This window comes from Pseudomonas sp. NPDC087817 (assembly GCF_044742875.1).
Lineage (GTDB): Bacteria > Pseudomonadota > Gammaproteobacteria > Pseudomonadales > Pseudomonadaceae > Aquipseudomonas.
Map to the genome: position 1 here is coordinate 13,420 of NZ_JBIUVJ010000015.1, position 17,850 is coordinate 31,269.

15 protein-coding genes and 3 tRNA genes are annotated in these 17,850 nt (G+C 59.1%); 8 read left to right on the forward strand and 10 right to left on the reverse strand.

The annotated features are described in order from the left end of the window. Positions 1-61: 61 nt before the first annotated feature. The 3 genes from ACIONG_RS13365 to gltX form a co-directional block, all read right to left on the reverse strand. Positions 62-137: transfer RNA gene (locus ACIONG_RS13365), tRNA-Glu, on the reverse strand. An 81-nt stretch (positions 138-218) separates the two neighbouring features. Continuing rightward, a tRNA-Ala gene (locus ACIONG_RS13370) sits at positions 219-294 on the reverse strand. 203 nt (positions 295-497) lie between these two features. Then, positions 498-1,979 carry a glutamate--tRNA ligase gene (gene gltX / locus ACIONG_RS13375; protein ID WP_401300013.1) on the reverse strand — a complete coding sequence of 494 codons (1,482 nt, stop codon included), beginning with the start codon at positions 1,977-1,979 and terminating at the stop codon, positions 498-500. Between the two features lie 228 nt (positions 1,980-2,207). Here gltX and ACIONG_RS13380 point away from each other — a divergent pair, with 228 nt between their 5' ends. Continuing rightward, positions 2,208-3,257, forward strand: a complete 1,050-nt coding sequence (locus tag ACIONG_RS13380) for an HlyD family secretion protein (protein WP_315445779.1) — start codon at positions 2,208-2,210, stop codon at positions 3,255-3,257. 49 nt (positions 3,258-3,306) lie between these two features. Continuing rightward, positions 3,307-4,797 carry an MDR family MFS transporter gene (locus ACIONG_RS13385; RefSeq protein ID WP_177431418.1) on the forward strand — a complete coding sequence of 497 codons (1,491 nt, stop codon included), beginning with the start codon at positions 3,307-3,309 and terminating at the stop codon, positions 4,795-4,797. A gap of 139 nt (positions 4,798-4,936) precedes the next feature. Here ACIONG_RS13385 and uvrB read toward each other — a convergent pair whose 3' ends face one another. Next, on the reverse strand, positions 4,937-6,952 hold the full coding sequence (gene uvrB, locus ACIONG_RS13390; RefSeq protein ID WP_095123435.1) for an excinuclease ABC subunit UvrB: 2,016 nt from the start codon (positions 6,950-6,952) through the stop codon (positions 4,937-4,939). A 337-nt stretch (positions 6,953-7,289) separates the two neighbouring features. Between uvrB and ACIONG_RS13395 the strand changes: the two genes are divergently transcribed. Together ACIONG_RS13395 and ACIONG_RS13400 are read left to right on the forward strand one after the other, a co-directional pair. Next, complete coding sequence (locus tag ACIONG_RS13395; RefSeq protein WP_401300018.1) at positions 7,290-8,486, forward strand: amino acid aminotransferase; 1,197 nt, start codon at positions 7,290-7,292, stop codon at positions 8,484-8,486. A gap of 226 nt (positions 8,487-8,712) precedes the next feature. Continuing rightward, entirely contained in the window at positions 8,713-8,913 is a 201-nt protein-coding gene (locus tag ACIONG_RS13400) for a hypothetical protein (RefSeq protein ID WP_053118898.1), read from the forward strand. Here the strand turns inward: ACIONG_RS13400 and ACIONG_RS13405 are convergent. Next, complete coding sequence (locus tag ACIONG_RS13405; protein WP_103304846.1) at positions 8,910-9,140, reverse strand: hypothetical protein; 231 nt, start codon at positions 9,138-9,140, stop codon at positions 8,910-8,912. The genes ACIONG_RS13400 and ACIONG_RS13405 overlap by 4 nt on opposite strands. Positions 9,141-9,368: 228 nt before the next feature. On the opposite strand from ACIONG_RS13405, the gene ACIONG_RS13410 reads away from it, so the two are divergent. Beyond that, positions 9,369-9,444 (forward strand) — tRNA-Asn (locus ACIONG_RS13410). Positions 9,445-9,563: 119 nt separating this feature from the next. Here ACIONG_RS13410 and ACIONG_RS13415 read toward each other — a convergent pair. After that, complete coding sequence (locus ACIONG_RS13415; RefSeq protein WP_103304845.1) at positions 9,564-11,087, reverse strand: nucleobase:cation symporter-2 family protein; 1,524 nt, start codon at positions 11,085-11,087, stop codon at positions 9,564-9,566. A 289-nt stretch (positions 11,088-11,376) separates the two neighbouring features. On the opposite strand from ACIONG_RS13415, the gene ACIONG_RS13420 reads away from it, so the two are divergent. Next, the gene (locus ACIONG_RS13420; RefSeq protein ID WP_315445781.1) at positions 11,377-11,706 is read left to right on the forward strand and encodes a BrnA antitoxin family protein; all 330 of its coding nucleotides are present in this window, start codon (positions 11,377-11,379) and stop codon (positions 11,704-11,706) included. Between the two features lie 3 nt (positions 11,707-11,709). On the opposite strand, the gene ACIONG_RS13425 is transcribed toward ACIONG_RS13420, so the two are convergent. Together ACIONG_RS13425 and xth are read right to left on the reverse strand one after the other, a co-directional pair. Next, complete coding sequence (locus ACIONG_RS13425; RefSeq protein WP_401300023.1) at positions 11,710-12,537, reverse strand: arylamine N-acetyltransferase; 828 nt, start codon at positions 12,535-12,537, stop codon at positions 11,710-11,712. A gap of 100 nt (positions 12,538-12,637) precedes the next feature. Beyond that, positions 12,638-13,432 carry an exodeoxyribonuclease III gene (gene xth / locus ACIONG_RS13430; protein ID WP_401300026.1) on the reverse strand — a complete coding sequence of 265 codons (795 nt, stop codon included), beginning with the start codon at positions 13,430-13,432 and terminating at the stop codon, positions 12,638-12,640. 128 nt (positions 13,433-13,560) lie between these two features. Here xth and ACIONG_RS13435 point away from each other — a divergent pair, with 128 nt between their 5' ends. After that, the gene (locus ACIONG_RS13435) at positions 13,561-14,142 is read left to right on the forward strand and encodes a GNAT family N-acetyltransferase (RefSeq protein ID WP_401300029.1); all 582 of its coding nucleotides are present in this window, start codon (positions 13,561-13,563) and stop codon (positions 14,140-14,142) included. Between the two features lie 3 nt (positions 14,143-14,145). Here ACIONG_RS13435 and ACIONG_RS13440 read toward each other — a convergent pair whose 3' ends face one another. Next, positions 14,146-15,588 (reverse strand): mechanosensitive ion channel domain-containing protein, encoded by a 1,443-nt coding sequence (locus ACIONG_RS13440; protein ID WP_401300032.1) that lies wholly within the window; start codon positions 15,586-15,588, stop codon positions 14,146-14,148. A gap of 219 nt (positions 15,589-15,807) precedes the next feature. After that, positions 15,808-16,674 (reverse strand): pirin family protein, encoded by an 867-nt coding sequence (locus ACIONG_RS13445; protein WP_213028117.1) that lies wholly within the window; start codon positions 16,672-16,674, stop codon positions 15,808-15,810. Between the two features lie 371 nt (positions 16,675-17,045). Between ACIONG_RS13445 and dkgB the strand changes: the two genes are divergently transcribed. Next, positions 17,046-17,849 carry a 2,5-didehydrogluconate reductase DkgB gene (dkgB, locus tag ACIONG_RS13450; RefSeq protein ID WP_401300036.1) on the forward strand — a complete coding sequence of 268 codons (804 nt, stop codon included), beginning with the start codon at positions 17,046-17,048 and terminating at the stop codon, positions 17,847-17,849. Position 17,850 lies beyond the last annotated feature (1 nt).

Consider the following 17,850-nt stretch of genomic DNA (forward strand, 5'->3'; position numbering starts at 1 on the left):
AAACAAAAGGGCCATTCAATAATTGAATGACCCTTATAAAATCCCGCAGAGCGGGTAATCGTGGCGTCCCCTAGGGGACTCGAACCCCTGTTACCGCCGTGAAAGGGCGGTGTCCTAGGCCACTAGACGAAGGGGACACAAACCCTTCTATACAACTGATCAGTGCTGAGATCTGATCGATTCAAGGCCGGCGTGGCCAGACCTTGAACTTGTAAAATTGGTGGAGCTAAGCGGGATCGAACCGCTGACCTCCTGCATGCCATGCAGGCGCTCTCCCAGCTGAGCTATAGCCCCTCATCGTTGATGTCATCGCTGAGGACGGGGCGAATCTTAAGGGCGTATCGGAGGGCTGTCAAACTTATTTTTAAAATATTTCAAAGTTTTTTGCCGACATAACAATCACTTACCGCCCTCCCCCCGAAAATCCGGGGGAAAAACGCCGAAGGCCGGAATCAAACGATCCCGGCCTTCGGTTGTTCCTGCAGAGTCAGGCGTGCTTAAGCGATAGCGCCCAGCAGCTTTTCCCACTCTTTGTTTTCTTTCTTCGACACGCCGCCCAAGAGGTCAATCGCCTGACGCAGACGGAAACGGGTCAGGTCCGGGCCGATGATTTCCATGGCATCGAGCACCGACACCGAACTCGCCTGCCCGGTAATCGCGGCAAACATCAGCGGCATCGCATCACGCAGTTTCAGCTCGAGGGATTCGACCACCGCCTGAATCGTCGCGGTGATGTGGTCTTTTTCCCACTGACGCAGGCTTTCCAGCTTCCACAGGATCAATTGCATCAACTGGCGAACCTGATCACCGGAAAGTTTCTTCGACTCGAACAGCTTGGCATCCGGATTGACGCCGCCGGCGAAGAAGAACCCGCCCAGCGGTGCGACCTGGCTGAAGGTTTCAACACGACCCTGCACCAGCGGCGCGATCTTCATCATGTATTCCGGGTTCAACGCCCAGGTCTGCAAACGGCTGGCGAACTCTTCCACCGGCAGATCACGCAGCCACTGGCCGTTGAGCCACGAAAGCTTCTCGATGTCGAAGATCGGCCCGCCGAGGGACACGCGCTTGAGGTCGAAGTTGTCGACCATTTCCTGCAACGAGAACTTCTCGCGCTCGTCCGGCATCGACCAGCCCATGCGGCCGAGGTAGTTGAGCATCGCTTCCGGCATGAAACCCATGCGCTCGTAGAACGTCACCGAGGTCGGGTTCTTGCGCTTGGACAGCTTGCTCTTGTCCGGGTTACGCAGCAGCGGCATGTAACACAGCTCCGGTTGCTCCCAACCGAAGTACTCGTACAGCAGAATCAGTTTCGGCGCCGACGGCAGCCATTCTTCGCCACGCAGAACGTGGGTGATGCCCATCAAGTGGTCGTCGACCACGTTGGCGAGAAAGTACGTCGGCAGGCCGTCGGTCTTCATCAGTACTTGCATGTCCATGCGATCCCACGGGATCTCGACATCGCCACGCAGCATGTCTGGCACCACGCAGACGCCTTCGCTCGGCACTTTCATACGGATTACGTGCGGTTCGCCGGCAGCCAGGCGGGCTGCGACTTCTTCCTTCGACAACAACAGCGCGCGGCCGTCGTAACGCGGGGTTTCGCCACGAGCCATTTGCTCGGCGCGCATCTGGTCCAGTTCTTCAGCGGTGCAGAAGCACGGGAACGCGTGGCCCATGTCGACCAGTTGCTGGCAGTACTTCTGGTAAATCTCGCCGCGCTCGCTCTGACGGTAAGGACCGTGCGGACCGCCAACGTCCGGGCCTTCGCTCCAGTCGATACCGAGCCAGCGCAGGGCGTCGAAGATCTGCTGTTCGGACTCGCGAGTCGAACGCAACTGGTCGGTGTCTTCGATGCGCAGGATGAACTCACCGCCATGCTGCTTGGCAAAGCAGTAGTTGAACAATGCGATGTAAGCGGTACCTACGTGGGGGTCCCCGGTAGGCGATGGCGCGATGCGAGTGCGGACGGTGGTCATGGCATGTCTCGAAAAGAATGAAAAGCAAAACAATCAAGCGGCGAATGGTAACAGGCGACACCCGCCCCGCTCCAGCGGGCAGGGCATTTAAGCCAAGTTTGCGGCTGGAACACCCATAGACTGCGGTGAATGGCCGAATATCAACAGATGGCATTTACCGTTTATCGGCTGTATGCCAGATTCGTCTGCTGATAACTTTCCTTACAATTCCTCGACTACAGTTTGCCCATGCCTGCCCAACTCAAGCGTCGCCTGTTTATTTTCCTGCTTCTGGTCCTGTTGATCGCCGGGGGCTTTTTCGCCCATTGGTTTTTCAAGGGGCGCTTTTATGAAAGCACCGACAACGCCTATGTCCAGGGCGAAATCACCCGTGTCTCGAGCCAGTTGAGCGCGCGCATCGATGAAGTGCTGGTGCAGGACAACCAACATGTGGAAAAAGGCCAGTTGCTGGTGCGCCTTGAACCCAATGATTTCCGCCTGGCCGTGGATCGTGCCAATGCCGCCCTCGCCACCCGCGAAGCCGAACGCCTGCAAGCACAGAGCAAACTGACCCAGCAATCGAGCCTGATCGCCGCCAGCGATGCGCAAGTGGCGACCACGCAAGCGACGCTTGGCCGCTCGCAAATGGATTTGTCGCGAGCGGAAACCCTGCGCAAGCCCGGTTACGTTTCCGAAGAACGGGTGACCACCCTCTCCGCCGATGCCCACATTGCCCGCTCGCAAGTGGCCAAGGCCCAGGCCGACGCGCAGGGTCAGCGTCAACAGGTCAACGCCCTGAGCGCCGAGATCAAACGCCTCGACGCGCAGATCGCCAACGCCCGCGCCGACCTTGCGCAAGCCGAACTCAACTTGACCCGCAGCGAAATCCACGCGCCGATCAGCGGCCTCGTCGGCCAGCGTGCCGCACGCAATGGTCAGGTGGTGCAGGCCGGCGCCTATCTGTTGTCGATCGTCCCGGACGAAGACATCTGGGTGCAGGCCAACTTCAAGGAAACCCAGATCGGCCACATGCAGCCCGGGCAGAAAGCCGAGCTGACCTTTGATGCCTATGGCGATACGCCGATCGAAGCGCGGGTCGACAGTCTGTTCGCCGCCTCCGGCGCGCAGTTCAGCCTGCTGCCGCCGGACAACGCCACCGGCAACTTCACCAAGGTCGTGCAGCGGATTCCCGTGAAGCTGACCTTCAAGGCCGATAACCCGCTACGCGGCAAGATTCGTCCGGGCATGTCGGTCACCGCCACCGTGAATATCAAAGACGCTCCAGACGATGGCCGGTGATTCGCTGATCCGCCCGGTCGGCGAACCGACCCGGCGGGACTGGATTGCGGTGATGAGCGTGATGCTCGGCGCCTTTATGGCGGTGCTCGATATCCAGATCACCAACTCTTCGCTCAAGGACATTCAGGGCGCGCTGTCGGCGACGCTGGAAGAAGGCTCGTGGATTTCCACCTCGTATCTGGTCGCGGAAATCATCATGATCCCGCTGACCGCATGGCTGGTGCAGTTGCTCTCGGCGCGGCGCCTGGCGGTGTGGGTGTCGCTGGGTTTTCTGGTGTCATCGCTGCTGTGCTCAATGGCCTGGAGTCTGGAGAGCATGATCGTCTTCCGCGCCATGCAAGGCTTTACCGGTGGCGCGCTGATCCCGCTGGCGTTCACCCTGACGCTGATCAAACTCCCCGAACATCACCGCGCCAAAGGCATGGCGATGTTCGCCATGACCGCGACGTTCGCCCCGTCCATTGGCCCGACGCTGGGCGGCTGGCTCACGGAAAACTGGGGTTGGGAATACATTTTCTATATCAACATTCCGCCTGGGCTGATCATGATCGCCGGGTTGATGTATGGGCTGGAGAAGAAAGAAGCGCATTGGGAGCTACTGAAAAGCACCGATTACACCGGCATTCTCACGCTGGGTATCGGCCTCGGCTGCTTGCAGGTTTTTCTCGAAGAAGGCCACCGCAAGGACTGGCTCGAATCGAGCCTGATCGTGACCCTCGGCAGCATTGCCCTGGTGAGCCTGATTACCTTTGTGATCGTGCAGATTTCCAAGCCCAATCCGCTGATCAACCTTGGCATCCTGCGCAATCGCAACTTCGGCCTGTCGAGCATTTCCAGCCTGGGCATGGGCGTCGGGTTGTATGGCTCGATCTATCTGTTGCCGCTGTACCTGGCGCAGATTCAGAACTACAACGCCCTGCAGATTGGCGAAGTGATCATGTGGATGGGCGTGCCGCAGCTGTTTCTGATTCCGCTGGTGCCGAAACTGATGAAGTTCGTCTCGCCGAAATGGTTGTGCACGATCGGGTTTGGCTTGTTCGGGCTGGCGAGTTTTTCTTCGGGAGTGCTCAACCCGGATTTCGCCGGGCCGCAGTTCAATCAGATCCAGATCATTCGGGCGCTGGGGCAGCCGCTTATTATGGTGACGATTTCGCTGATCGCCACGGCGTACATCCTGCCGCAGGACGCGGGGTCGGCGTCGAGCCTGTTCAACATCCTGCGTAACCTCGGCGGTGCGATCGGGATTGCTTTGCTGGCGACGCTGCTGGATGCGCGGACCAAGACTTACTTCGATTATTTGCGTGAGGCGGTGGTGCCGACCAACCCGCAAGTGGCGGAGCGCCTGGCGTCGATGAGCGATCGGTTTGGCAGTGATACGGCGGCGCTGGGCAAGTTGAGTGAGATCGTCCATCAGCAGGCGGCGATCATGGCTTACAACGATGCGTTTCACTTTGTCGGGATTGCGCTGGGGATCAGTATGTTGGCGATCTTGCTGACCAAAAAATTGCCGCAGGGGCTGAAGGCTGGGGAAGCCCACTAACTTTTGTGATGCCTGCACCGACCCCATCGCTGGCAAGCCAGCTCCCACAGGGATTGATGGTGTATACAAATTTTGTAAGCACCAAAGAAACCTGTGAGAGCTGGCTTGCCAGCGATAGGGCCAGATCAGGCAATGAACATCAAACAGCCAGAAGCCGCTCACGCAATTTGGCGATTTCATCACGCATCTGCGCTGCCGCTTCAAACTCCAGATCCCGCGCCAGCTGATACATCTTCTCTTCCAGCGCACGAATACGCTTGGTGATCTCGCTCGGCGAGCGCAGTTCGGCTTCGTACTTGGCGTTTTCCTCGGCAGCCTTGGCCATGCCTTTACGCTTCTTGCTGCGCGAACCGGGCACGGTGGCGCCTTCCATGATGTCGGCGACGTCCTTGATCACGCCTCTTGGGGTGATGCCGTTTTCCAGGTTGAAGGCGATCTGTTTGTCGCGACGACGCTCGGTCTCGCCAATCGCCCGCTCCATCGAACCGGTCATACGGTCAGCGTAAAGAATGGCTCGACCATTGAGGTTCCGCGCCGCACGGCCAATGGTCTGGATCAGCGAACGCTCGGAGCGCAGGAAACCTTCCTTGTCCGCATCGAGAATCGCCACCAGCGACACTTCCGGCATGTCCAGGCCTTCACGCAACAGGTTGATCCCCACCAGCACATCAAAGGTGCCGAGGCGCAGGTCGCGAATGATCTCGACCCGCTCAACGGTGTCGATGTCCGAGTGCAGATAACGTACACGCACGCCGTGGTCGGCGAGGTAGTCCGTAAGGTCTTCGGCCATGCGCTTGGTCAGCGTGGTGACCAGCACTCGCTCCTCGACCGCCACACGTTTGGTGATTTCCGAGAGTAGATCGTCGACCTGAGTCAGCGCTGGACGCACTTCGACTTGCGGGTCGACCAGACCGGTCGGACGCACCACTTGCTCGACCACGCGCCCGGCATGTTCAGCTTCGTAATTGCCCGGCGTCGCCGAGACGAAAATGGTCTGCGGGCTGACCCCTTCCCACTCGTCAAAACGCATCGGCCGGTTGTCCAGCGCCGACGGCAGACGGAAGCCGTATTCGACCAGGGTTTCCTTACGCGAACGGTCGCCTTTATACATCGCGCCGACTTGCGGCACGCTGACGTGGGATTCGTCGATCACCAGCAAGGCATCGGCCGGCAGGTAATCGTAAAGGGTGGGCGGCGCCGCACCGGCCGGGCGCCCGGACAGGTAGCGCGAGTAGTTTTCGATGCCGTTGCAGTAACCCAGCTCGAGGATCATCTCCAGGTCGAAACGGGTGCGCTGCTCCAGACGTTGGGCTTCGACCAGTTTATTGTTGCTGCGCAGGTATTCGAGGCGCTCCTGCAATTCGACTTTGATGTGTTCGATGGCGTCGAGCAGGGTTTCCCGTGGCGTCACATAGTGGCTTTTCGGGTAGAAGGTGAAGCGCGGCATCTTGCGGATGACTTCGCCGGTCAGCGGGTCGAACGCGGAAATGCTCTCGACTTCGTCATCGAACAGCTCGATGCGGATCGCTTCCAGGTCCGATTCTGCCGGGTAGATATCGATCACATCGCCGCGTACGCGGAAGGTCGCGCGAGCAAAATCCATGTCGTTGCGGGTGTATTGCAGGTCGGCCAGCCGTCGTAGCAATGCACGCTGATCGAGTTTGTCGCCGCGATCGACATGCAACACCATCTTCAAATAGGTTTCCGGGCTACCCAGCCCGTAGATGCACGACACCGTGGTGACGATGATCGCGTCCTTGCGCTCGAGCAGCGCTTTGGTCGCCGAAAGCCGCATCTGTTCGATGTGGTCGTTGATCGACGCATCCTTCTCGATGAAGGTGTCGGACGACGGCACATACGCTTCGGGCTGGTAGTAGTCGTAGTAGGAAACGAAATATTCGACGGCGTTGTTCGGGAAGAACGCCTTGAACTCGCCATACAGCTGCGCGGCAAGGGTCTTGTTCGGCGCCAGCACCAGCGTCGGGCGCTGGATCTGCGAGATGACATTGGCGATGCTGAAGGTCTTGCCCGAGCCGGTCACACCGAGCAGCGTCTGGTGCGCCAGCCCGGCTTCGATGCCCTCCACCAATTGGCGGATGGCTTCTGGCTGATCGCCGGCGGGCTCGAAGCGAGTGACTAGCTGGAATTCGGACATACACACCTCTGGGATCGCGGCGCTCCGAGCAAAGCGGAGTACCACGGGGACGACCGCAAACGACCGATGTCGCGCAAGAAAAAACCTGGATTGTGCTCAATGTGGTGGCGATTGCCTCACCTTTCAAGGCAAACGTCCTACATCCGGTAAAGACTCTGACACGGTCAATCGACTAACGGTCAAGAAATAATCGGAAAAACTTACCCGAAAAGCCGATTCGCCTGTCGCCATTGCTCAGTGATGGCCTCTATACTAGCTCCCCGTTTGTGCACCGCTCTAGTGCATTCGGCTGGAGCGCGACACGTCCCTCCACACTCCATTCAGAGCCGCCGTAATAATGAGCCTGTTCTCCGCTGTCGAAATGGCACCCCGCGATCCAATCCTGGGCCTCAACGAAGCATTCAACGCCGATACCCGGACCACCAAGGTCAACCTGGGCGTGGGTGTTTACTGCAACGAAGAGGGGCGAATTCCACTTCTGCGCGCCGTGATCGAAGCTGAAACCGTTCGCGCTGCTCAGCACGCTTCCCGTGGCTACCTGCCGATCGACGGCATCGCCGCCTACGATCAGGCGGTGCAAAAGCTGCTGTTCGGGAACGACTCGCCGCTGATCGCTGCCGGTCGCGTCATCACCACTCAGGCCGTCGGCGGGACCGGCGCACTGAAAATCGGTGCCGACTTCCTCAAGCAACTGCTGCCGAACGCTGTCGTGGCAATCAGCGACCCGAGCTGGGAAAACCACCGCGCGCTGTTCGAAACCGCCGGTTTCCCGGTGCAGAACTACCGCTACTACGACGCCGCCACTCACGATGTGAACCGTGCCGGCCTGCTCGACGACCTCAACGCCCTGCCGAACGGCTCGATCGTTGTGCTGCACGCCTGCTGCCACAACCCGACCGGCGTCGACCTGAGCCCGGCTGACTGGAACAACGTGCTGGAAGTGGTCAAGGCCAAAGGTCACGTGCCGTTCCTCGACATGGCGTACCAGGGTTTTGGCGATGGCATCGACGAAGACGCCGCCGCTGTGCGCCTGTTCGCTGAATCGGGCCTGACCTTCTTCGTCTCGAGCTCGTTCTCCAAGTCGTTCTCGCTGTACGGCGAGCGCGTCGGTGCGCTGTCGATCATCAGCGAATCGAAAGAAGAAAGCGCCCGCGTACTGTCGCAAGTCAAACGCGTGATCCGCACCAACTACTCCAACCCGCCGACCCATGGCGCAAGCATCGTCGCTGCCGTGTTGAACAGCCCGGAACTGCGTGCGCAGTGGGAGGCCGAGCTGGCGGAAATGCGTCTGCGCATTCGCGGCATGCGTGAGCAAATGGTCAACCTGCTGGCAGAGAAAGCGCCACAGCGTGACTTCAGCTTCGTCGGTCGTCAGCGCGGCATGTTCTCCTACTCCGGCCTGACCACTGAACAGGTTCATCGCCTGCGTAACGAGTTCGGCATCTACGCCCTGGACACCGGCCGTATCTGCGTGGCTGCGCTGAACCAGAGCAACATCAAGGCTGTGACGGACGCGATCGTTCAGGTCATCTGATTTCGCCGCGTGATGAAAAACGGGAAGCCTTCGGGCTTCCCGTTTTTATTTGCCTGATTAACCGTGCCCATAACCTCTAGACTGCACATAAATCGAAACTGTAGGAGTGAGCCTGCTCGCGATAGCGTCTGATCAGTTGACGCTGCACTGCCTGACGCACCGCTATCGCGAGCAGGCTCACTCCTACAGGTTTTGTGTACACCCGGGATATCTGATGAGAGACAACATGAAAAACGACAACCTGCGCGCTGACCGTGACGATCTGGATGATTTCATCCCCCGTGCTTCGGCCAAACGTGAAAAAAGCCTGGTGCTGCAAGTTGCCGCCGGCGTCTTCCTCGGTGGACTGGTCCTGTGGCTGGTGCAACTGGCGGCGACGGCGGCTTACGCCAAACTGATGCTCGGCACCATCACCTTCGGCAGTTAAGCCAGCTCGGTCGCGCGCTGACTGGCAGCATCGTCATAGGCGACGTAAAGCGATTCGGCGATCTGGCTTTTGATCGCCTTGGTGCTTTCAAGCCCGAGGACAAATCCTTCAGCCTTGCCGCCGGCGCGGTTCAGCTCTTCAGCCGTACTGGCCTGAGTGATTGCATCGAAGAGTTTTTCGGCGTGTGGGCCAACCCCTTTGGGCAGGCTGATCTGAGTGATGCTCATGCGAGCACCTCGCTGTTGCAGGAATTGCGGACTGGGTGATTCATGGCGCGTACCTTTTCGGCGAATGGCCGGCAGCGCGTGTGACCACTTCCGGGCAGCCATGGTAGACCTCTGATACGGTTCTGGTAACCGCCAATCGAGGATAAACCACCGTCCGTCCCGCGAAATCACTTATTTTCCTGATCGACGCTTGACTTCTCTTTTTGAATCAGTAACATACGCACCAATTCCGCAATAGCTCAGTTGGTAGAGCAAATGACTGTTAATCATTGGGTCCCTGGTTCGAGTCCAGGTTGTGGAGCCAAATAGCAAAGCCCCTGAATCGAAAGATTCAGGGGCTTTTTTGTGGGCGCTTGAAAAGATCAAAAGAAAAGGGCCGATCTGCGCTTAACAGATCGGCCCTTTTCTATTCAGACGCAGCGGTCAGACATGTTCGCTGCTTTTCACCTGCGCTTTCGGCGCGCCATGTCCGTGGTCGTGATCATCCGGCTCGATCACCGGCACTTCCTTGCCATCGCAGTCATGCAGTTTGCCGTCGCTGAAGTAATCGCCTTCACGCAGCGCTGCCAGATCGCGATAACGCAGGGTCCGCTCTTCCGCTGCCGCAAACACTGACTGCTGATCCGAGTTGCCGGCGGTGAAGTGGTTGAACGCCAGGTTGAGCAGGATCGCCATGATCGCCGACGAACTGATGCCCGAGTGGAAAATGGTCGCGAACCAGCTCGGGAAGTGATCGTAGAAGTTTGGTGCAGCAATCGGGATCATGCCGAAACCGATTGAAGTGGCGACGATGATCAGGTTGACGTTGTTGCGGTAGTCCACCTTCGACAGCGTACGGATACCGCTCGCGGCCACGGTACCGAACAACACGATACCGGCGCCGCCGAGTACCGAGGTCGGCACTGCCGCAATCACCCGCCCCATGAACGGCAGCAGGCCGAGAATCACCAGGAAGATACCGCCGGTGGCCACTACGTAACGACTCTTGATGCCGGTCACCGCCACCAGCCCGACGTTCTGGGCGAAGGCGCTTTGCGTGAACGAACCGAAGATCGGCGCAAACATGCTCGACAGCATATCGGCCCGCAGACCGTTGCCCAGACGTTTGGAGTCAACCTTGGTGCCGATGATTTCACCGACCGCCAGAATGTCCGCCGAGGTTTCCACCAGGGTCACCATGACCACGATGCACATCGACAGAATCGCGGCGAAGTGGAAAGTCGGCATGCCGAAATGGAACGGCGTCGGGAAGCCGAACATCGGCCCGGTGGTGACGCTGGAGAAGTCCGCCATGCCGAGGAACACCGCCAGCACCGTGCCGATCACCATGGCCAACAGGATCGACAGACGCGAGATGGTCGAGCTGCCGACCTTGCTCAGCAGCAGCACCAGCACCAGCGTCACCGCCGCCAGACCGATGTTTTGCATGCTGCCGAAGTCCGGCGCGTGGCTGTTGCCGCCCATGGCCCAGCGTGCGGCCACCGGCATCAGCGTCAGGCCGATGGTGGTGATCACAATGCCGGTGACCAGCGGCGGGAAGAACTTGGTGATTCGCGAGAACACCGGAGTGATCAACAAGCCGATCAACGAGGCTGCAATCACCGCGCCCAGCACCGACTGGAAACCGCCCTCCCCGCCACTGCTGACAATCGCAACCATGGTCGCCACGCCGGAGAACGACACGCCCTGCACCAGCGGCAACTGACAGCCAAAAAACGGCAGACCCAGGGTTTGCAGCAGTGTCGCCAGCCCCCCCGCAAACAATGAAGCAGCAATCAACAAACCGATGTCCGCCGGGGACAGGCCGGCCGCCTGGCCGATGATCAGTGGCACCGCAACGATACCGCCGTACATGGTCAGAACATGTTGCAGGCCGTAAGCCATATTCGCGCCGACCCCGAGATTTTCGTCCTCGGGCCGTTGGTGTGAAACATGGGGCGTTTTCATGGTGGGGGGTTCCCTGGTTTTTGTTATGCGCACACTGTATTCAATACTCGGGACAAATGTCCATAGAGTTGTATACAACTTGTCAGTCACATAATGGATAGGTAGCCACCCACGCTTCTATGCCAGCGCTTCCCTTCCCCACAAATCCGGCAACACATGCCTTCCCGTCCTCCTGTCATCTACCACTAGGCTGAAGTGTCCATGGCGACCGACGGTACAGGCACGCTCTTCTCTATGCATATAAAGTATGCATAAGTGATGTGCGCAATATTCAAAGGGAATGTGCCTTATGAAAGACGAATTCGACTTCTCACAGAGCAAACGTGGCGCAGTGGCTACCAAGGGTAAAACCCGCATCACCATCATGCTCGACGATGCCGTTATCGATGCCGCACGCATCGCGGCGCAAAACGAGGGTTTTGGTTATCAGACGGTGATCAATAACACCCTGCGCCATGCCTTGCTGGATGGCGCAAGTAAACCGGAACAGGCCGATTCATCTCAGCCTGGGCAGCTCAAGCAAGGCATCACTGCCGGCGACCTCAAGAGTCTTGAGAAAAAGCTGTCAGCGGCCGCCGGGGAAATTCGTCGAGTACTGGAAGCGGATACAAAGCCCTAGGCCTCAGGCCGGCACGATCATCCGCGCCAAAGCACCGCGTACATGCGGCTGCTCGGGCAAGCGAAGATCGAATTCCTGCTCCAGCAATGCAATCAGTTCATCGACGTCCGTTACTTCACGCCGCTCACTGCTTGCCCCCATGCGATGGAGGGCAAAGCTGCCGTTGTTCAATGTCTTACGCCAGCCATCGCCGGTACGCGCAACCATCAGCCGCTGAGCGAATGGCGAATCTGGATGCGTCGAGACGTACCAGTTGCCGATGGTGTAATCGATGTCTTCCTGGCGTTGCAGATCGAACAGGTACATCGAGCGCCACTCACCTGCAACGTTGGCGCGCAGCATGTAGCCATCGGGTTGTTTTTCGATGCGATAGGGTTCGTGCGGAGTGGCTTGCTCGTCTTCGGTATCGAGGATCAACGGCGCGGTCGGCACCATGCCGCCGAAGCCGACATCGGTGATGTAGCGCACGCCGTCGAGGGTTACCAGGCTCAAGCGGTGAGTCCGTGCCGTCCAGGTGCCTTCGGGTTGATTCATGACCACGCGGCCGCTGATCGCCCGAGCGTCGAAGCCCAATTCCCGCAGCAAGGTAAAAAACAGCTTGTTCAGCTCGTAGCAGTAACCGCCACGGCCATCGTGCAGGACTTTCTGCTCGATCGAGGCAAGATCGATCGGCACTGGCGCGCCGCTGATGGTCGACAGATTTTCAAAGGGGAAGGCACCGGTATGGCGCAATTGCAACTGGCGTAAGGTTTCCAGGGTCGGCGCTGGCGGTGCGTCGAACCCCAGGCGTTGCAGGTACAGCTTCGAATTCGTCAGGCGTGGCTCACTCATTGCTCGGTCCTTAGGCATGGGGCCGCAGATCACTGCGTTGGTGGTCGCCATGTATACGGGATCAGGCGCTGTTCTCGACAATTGATTTCACCAATCGCCTCTAGCGTTTTTTCCTTGAACCGATTCGAATCCACGTCGGCGCATGATCGCTCGCGTGCGCTTCGTTGCGCACCCAGGCGTCTACGCCGGCCTCGTGCAAGTACGGACTGAGTGCTGGATTAAGCAGCAGATGGTCAATGCGCAAACCGGAATTGCTTTGCCAGTGTTGGCGGAAGTAATCCCAGAAGGTGTAGAGGCGATCTTCGGGATACAGATGCCGCAGCGAATCGGTCCAGCCCTGGTCCAGCAATCGTTGATAACACTCGCGGCTTTCGGGTTGCAGCAAGGCATCCTTGAGCCATGAACGGGTGTTGTAGATGTCCATGTCGGTGGGCACGACATTGTAGTCACCGGCCAGCACCACGGGGTGATCGCTGCTTTGCAGGTCTTTTGCGTAGCTGATCAACCGCTCGAACCACGCCAGTTTGTAATCGAATTTCGGTCCCGGTTGCGGGTTTCCGTTGGGCAGGTACAGGCAACCGACCAATACGCCATGCACCGCCGCTTCCAGGTAACGGCTGTGCTTGTCATCGGGATCGCCCGGTAAGCCGCGTCGGCTCTCTAGCGGTTGCGCGTCACGGGCGAGAATGGCCACGCCATTCCATGACGCCTGCCCGTGCCAGATCGCGCCGTAACCGGCGGCCTCCAGTTCGGCCGCGGGAAAGGCGCTGTCGAGCGATTTAAGCTCTTGCAGACAGACGATGTCCGGTTGCTCGCGCTTGAGCCATTCCAGCAGATTCGGCAGCCGTGCGCGCAGGCCATTGACGTTGAACGTGGCGATTCGCAGGTTTTTCATCGACTGAGGCTCCTGCCCCTGGCATGTGAAAATTGTGACCTTGCGAGCACTGTGCGGGTTGCATCGGATATCGCCGCTACGGCGTAATAAGCGCTCGTCTTTGCCCGAACTGTCGAGAGCCGCACTCCATGCACACCACACTGCAAGGCCAGCGCATTGTCCTGCGCCCGCTTCAATACTCGGACGCCGGTGCGCTGGTCCGCGCTGCCGCTGACGGCGAGCTGTGGAATCTCACCGTGACCGTTGTGCCGTCCGCGAGCACCGTCGACAGCTACCTGAAAAAAGCCCTCGATGGGCGGGATGCCGGCACGGTGCTGCCGTTTGCCATCACCTTGAAGGACAGCGGCGAAGTGATCGGCTCAACGCGCTTCTGGAAGATCGACCCGCTCAATCGCAAACTGGAAATCGGCAGCAGCTGGATCTCGGCGAGCTGGCAGAAGTCCTTCGTCAACACCGAAGCCAAATACCTGATGCTGCGCCACGCCTTCGAAGAGCTCGAATGTGTGCGTGTGCAATTCACCACCGACGAGAACAACCAGAAATCACGCCAAGCGATCCTGCGCCTCGGCGCGCAGCAGGAAGGCATCGTCCGCCACGAACGGATCATGCCGGACGGGCGCAAGCGCAACTCGGTCCGGTTCAGCATCATCGACGACGAATGGCCGCAAGTGCGCCTGCACCTGGAGCAGAAACTCGCCGGCTACGCGTAAGGCTCAGGCGCGATTGCGCAGCCATTGCAGGAAGCCTTTTTTCGGCACCACCACCGGCGCTTCCTCGGTCAGCGATTGCGCCTTGTGCAGACGGTAATCGAGCAGGGTTTTCATGGCGTCGCTGATGTCGTGACGGGCGTCGAGGCACGGCTTGAGGTAAGTTTTCTCGATGCGGTACAGGGCGCAGAAGGTCTTCGCGGCAAACTTCGCCGGCACCGAGGAATCGGAAAGAATCCCCGCCTCACCGATGACCTCGCCGGGGCCCATGCGTCCGGACTCGAACGGCGCTCCATGGCGGGTCAACGTCACCGTGACCACACCCGATTCGATAATGAACAAATGATCGCTGACCTCCCCCGCCTCAAGGATTGTCTCGCCAGCCCGGAAGCTTTGCAGGGTCATGTTCTGGCTGAAGGTTTCTTTTTCTTCCTGACGCAATGTGGAAAAAATCGGCGAGCTGTCGAGCAACGCCCGAGGCCGCGACAGATTGGTCGGTGCACTGCTTTCATCAGTCGACAGCAGATTGACCCCGGATGCCTGCAAGTGCCGATACGCCAGATCGAACAGCTGATTGCGCACCACCCGTTTCTCGCCCATCGAGGCGACGAAACCACTGATTTCGTATTCCGCGCCACTGCTGCCGGAGCTTTTCAGTGCGACGCTCGGCGCAGGTGTGTCGAGCAACTGCCGACAGCCCTGCATCGCCCGCTCCAGTGCGTCGATCACCGAGTTGGGTCGCGCGTGTGGGCTGACCTGTACGCTGACCGCGACGCCGAACATGTTGCTCGGCCGGCTGAAGTTGATGATCTTGGCCTTGGCCGCCAGCGAGTTGGGAATCACCGCCATGCAGCCCTGACTGGTTTGCAGGCGTGTGGCGCGCCAATCGATATCGGTGACCCGGCCTTCGGTGCCGTCGATGGAAATCCAGTCATCCAGCTGATAAGGCTTGGTGGTGTTGAGGACGATCCCGGAAAACACGTCGCTGAGCGTGCTCTGCAAGGCCAGACCAACGATGATCGCCAGGGCGCCGGAGGTGGCGAGCACGCCTTTGACCGGCAGATCCAGCACATAGGCGAGTGCCGCGATGATCGCAATGAGGAAAATCACCGCGCCGAGCAAGTCCTGCAATAGCCGCCCGGTGTGCCCGACCCGCTGCATCATCACCGCGCCGATCAACACCGTCAGGGTGCGTGCGCCGAACAGCCACCAGCCGATCTGCAACCCGGTCGCCGCCAGGTGCAACGGCACGTTATCGGCCCATGGCGCAGGTTCCATCGGGTTGAGGCCTTCGTTGAACAGCAGGATGCTGAACAAAGTGAAAATCAGCACCCGCACCAGCAGTTTCCATTCACTGCCATGGGAGCTGATCAGGCGCCACAGACCGAGATCGAGGAGGATCAGGATCAATGCGCAAAACAACGGGTGTTCAGTCAGCAGAGACAGCATCAAACAACTCCGACGAGGGCCAATCGCGAGAAGATCGCACAGATTGGGACAGTGTAGGAGCAATTGATTTCAGAGGATGAACACCCGCGCGAAAACACCACAAAACGAAGTGTGGGAGCGAGCCTGCTCGCGAAAGCGGTGGATCAGTCAAAGGTGCATTGACTGACATGACGCCTTCGCGAGCAGGCTCGCCCCCACAGGGTGAGTGTAATGGCGGGATCAGCCGTGCATCCGGCCAAAGCGCCCGGACTGGAAGTCGGCGAAGGCCTGATGGATTTCCTGCTCGGTGTTCATCACGAACGGCCCGTGACCGACAATCGGCTCGTCGATCGGCTCGCCACTGAGCAACAGCACCACCGCATCCTGACTCGCCTGGAGTGTGAGTTGCCGGCCATCGCGTTCGAACAACGCCAGTTGCCCTTGCTCCGCTGATTCCTGTCCATTGATCTGCACCGAACCCTTGAGCACCACCAGTGCAGTATTGCGCCCCTCGTGCAGATCCAGCGTCAGCAACTTGCCGGCGTTCAGCCGCAGATCCCACACATCGATTGGCGTAAAGGTCCGCGATGGGCCTTTATGGCCATCAAACTCACCAGCGATCAAGCGCAGGCTGCCGGCGTTGTCCTTCAGTGCAATGCTCGGAATGTCACCATCGAGGATTGTCTGATAACCCGGCGCAGCCATTTTGTCCTTGGCCGGCAGATTGACCCATAGTTGAACCATTTCCAGCTTGCCGCCAGTCCGGGCGAAGTTATCCGAATGGAATTCCTCATGGAGGATTCCGGAAGCGGCGGTCATCCATTGCACATCGCCAGGGCCAATGGTGCCGCCACTGCCGGTGGAGTCGCGGTGCTGCACTTCACCGTCATAAACAATCGTCACGGTTTCAAAACCACGGTGTGGATGCTGCCCCACGCCGCGCCGCTCGCTGGTTGGCGTGAATTCGGCAGGCCCGGCGTGATCGAGCAGCAGAAACGGGCTGATGTGTTGGCCCAGGTTGTCGTAGGAAAACAGTGTGCGTACCGGAAACCCATCGCCGACCCAATGGCCGCGAGGGCTGGTGTAGATACCGATGATGTTTTTCATGGTGGGCTCCAGATCAGTGAGTGACGCAATGGATTGAGCTTAAATCCATGACCATTAATGCACTAGACGGCAAAAACCGGTCTCAGCGTTCTATCTGAAGAACAGTGCGTTCGCGGGCAGACTCAAAACCGAGGCGCCGCCATCGCGGGCAAGCCCGACTCCCACAGGGATCTCCAGTGAACTCGGACTTTGCGAACACGCGAGAACCCTGTGGGAACTGGCTTGCCTGCGATGAGGCCAGCCCGGACAGCACGGATCCCGGAAAAGATTCATGACCTGAGGTCAAAGGTGCTTTGCCCCCCCGACGGTTTTTCTCACGGAAACAGACGCGGATACTCCTGCCCATTCCCACTGCAACCCTGGAGTCCTTCATGTCTGTTCCCGCTTTCGGTCTTGGTACGTTTCGCTTGCAAGGCCAGGTGGTCATCGATTCGGTGAGCACCGCCCTTGAACTCGGCTACCGGGTCATCGACACCGCACAGATCTACGAAAACGAAGCCGATGTCGGCCAGGCCATCGCCGCCAGCGGTATCCCTCGCGAAGAACTGTTTATCACCAGCAAGATCTGGGTCGCCAATTTTGCCGGGGATCGCTTGATCGAGAGCCTCAAGGAGAGCCTGCAAAAACTGCAGACCGATTACCTCGACCTGACTCTGATCCACTGGCCATCGCCGGACAATCAGGTGCCTGTCGAAGAATTCATGAGCGCGCTGCTGGAGGCCAAGCGTCTGGGCCTGACCCGGCAGATCGGCATTTCCAACTTCACCATCGACCTGATGAAACAGGCGATTGCTGCCGTCGGTGCCGACCACATCGCGACCAACCAGATCGAACTGCACCCGTACCTGCAAAACCGCAAAATGGTCGAATTCGCCAAGAGCCAGGGCATCCACATCACCTCGTACATGACCCTCGCATACGGCGAAGTGCTGAAGGACCCACTGATCCTGCAGATCGCTGAACGCCTGCATGCCACCCCGGCGCAAGTCACGCTCGCCTGGGCCATGCAATCGGGTTACGCGGTGATTCCATCGTCGACCCGGCGCGCCAACCTGCAAAGCAACCTTGGCGCCACGGCACTGACGCTGAGCGAAGCCGACATGGCGCACATCGCCACGCTCGATCGCGGCCATCGCCTGACCAGCCCGAAAGGCATTGCGCCCCTCTGGGATTGAC

What these genes read in the sequence shown, in the direction of transcription:
- gltX (WP_401300013.1), bottom strand. Translation starts at nt 1,979, where the DNA reads ATGACCACCGTCCGCACTCGCATCGCGCCATCGCCTACCGGGGACCCC.
- ACIONG_RS13380 (WP_315445779.1), top strand. Translation starts at nt 2,208, where the DNA reads ATGCCTGCCCAACTCAAGCGTCGCCTGTTTATTTTCCTGCTTCTGGTC.
- uvrB (WP_095123435.1), bottom strand. Translation starts at nt 6,952, where the DNA reads ATGTCCGAATTCCAGCTAGTCACTCGCTTCGAGCCCGCCGGCGATCAG.
- ACIONG_RS13395 (WP_401300018.1), top strand. Translation starts at nt 7,290, where the DNA reads ATGAGCCTGTTCTCCGCTGTCGAAATGGCACCCCGCGATCCAATCCTG.
- ACIONG_RS13400 (WP_053118898.1), top strand. Translation starts at nt 8,713, where the DNA reads ATGAAAAACGACAACCTGCGCGCTGACCGTGACGATCTGGATGATTTC.
- ACIONG_RS13405 (WP_103304846.1), bottom strand. Translation starts at nt 9,140, where the DNA reads ATGAGCATCACTCAGATCAGCCTGCCCAAAGGGGTTGGCCCACACGCC.
- ACIONG_RS13415 (WP_103304845.1), bottom strand. Translation starts at nt 11,087, where the DNA reads ATGAAAACGCCCCATGTTTCACACCAACGGCCCGAGGACGAAAATCTC.
- ACIONG_RS13420 (WP_315445781.1), top strand. Translation starts at nt 11,377, where the DNA reads ATGAAAGACGAATTCGACTTCTCACAGAGCAAACGTGGCGCAGTGGCT.
- ACIONG_RS13425 (WP_401300023.1), bottom strand. Translation starts at nt 12,537, where the DNA reads ATGAGTGAGCCACGCCTGACGAATTCGAAGCTGTACCTGCAACGCCTG.
- xth (WP_401300026.1), bottom strand. Translation starts at nt 13,432, where the DNA reads ATGAAAAACCTGCGAATCGCCACGTTCAACGTCAATGGCCTGCGCGCA.
- ACIONG_RS13435 (WP_401300029.1), top strand. Translation starts at nt 13,561, where the DNA reads ATGCACACCACACTGCAAGGCCAGCGCATTGTCCTGCGCCCGCTTCAA.
- ACIONG_RS13440 (WP_401300032.1), bottom strand. Translation starts at nt 15,588, where the DNA reads ATGCTGTCTCTGCTGACTGAACACCCGTTGTTTTGCGCATTGATCCTG.
- ACIONG_RS13445 (WP_213028117.1), bottom strand. Translation starts at nt 16,674, where the DNA reads ATGAAAAACATCATCGGTATCTACACCAGCCCTCGCGGCCATTGGGTC.
- dkgB (WP_401300036.1), top strand. Translation starts at nt 17,046, where the DNA reads ATGTCTGTTCCCGCTTTCGGTCTTGGTACGTTTCGCTTGCAAGGCCAG.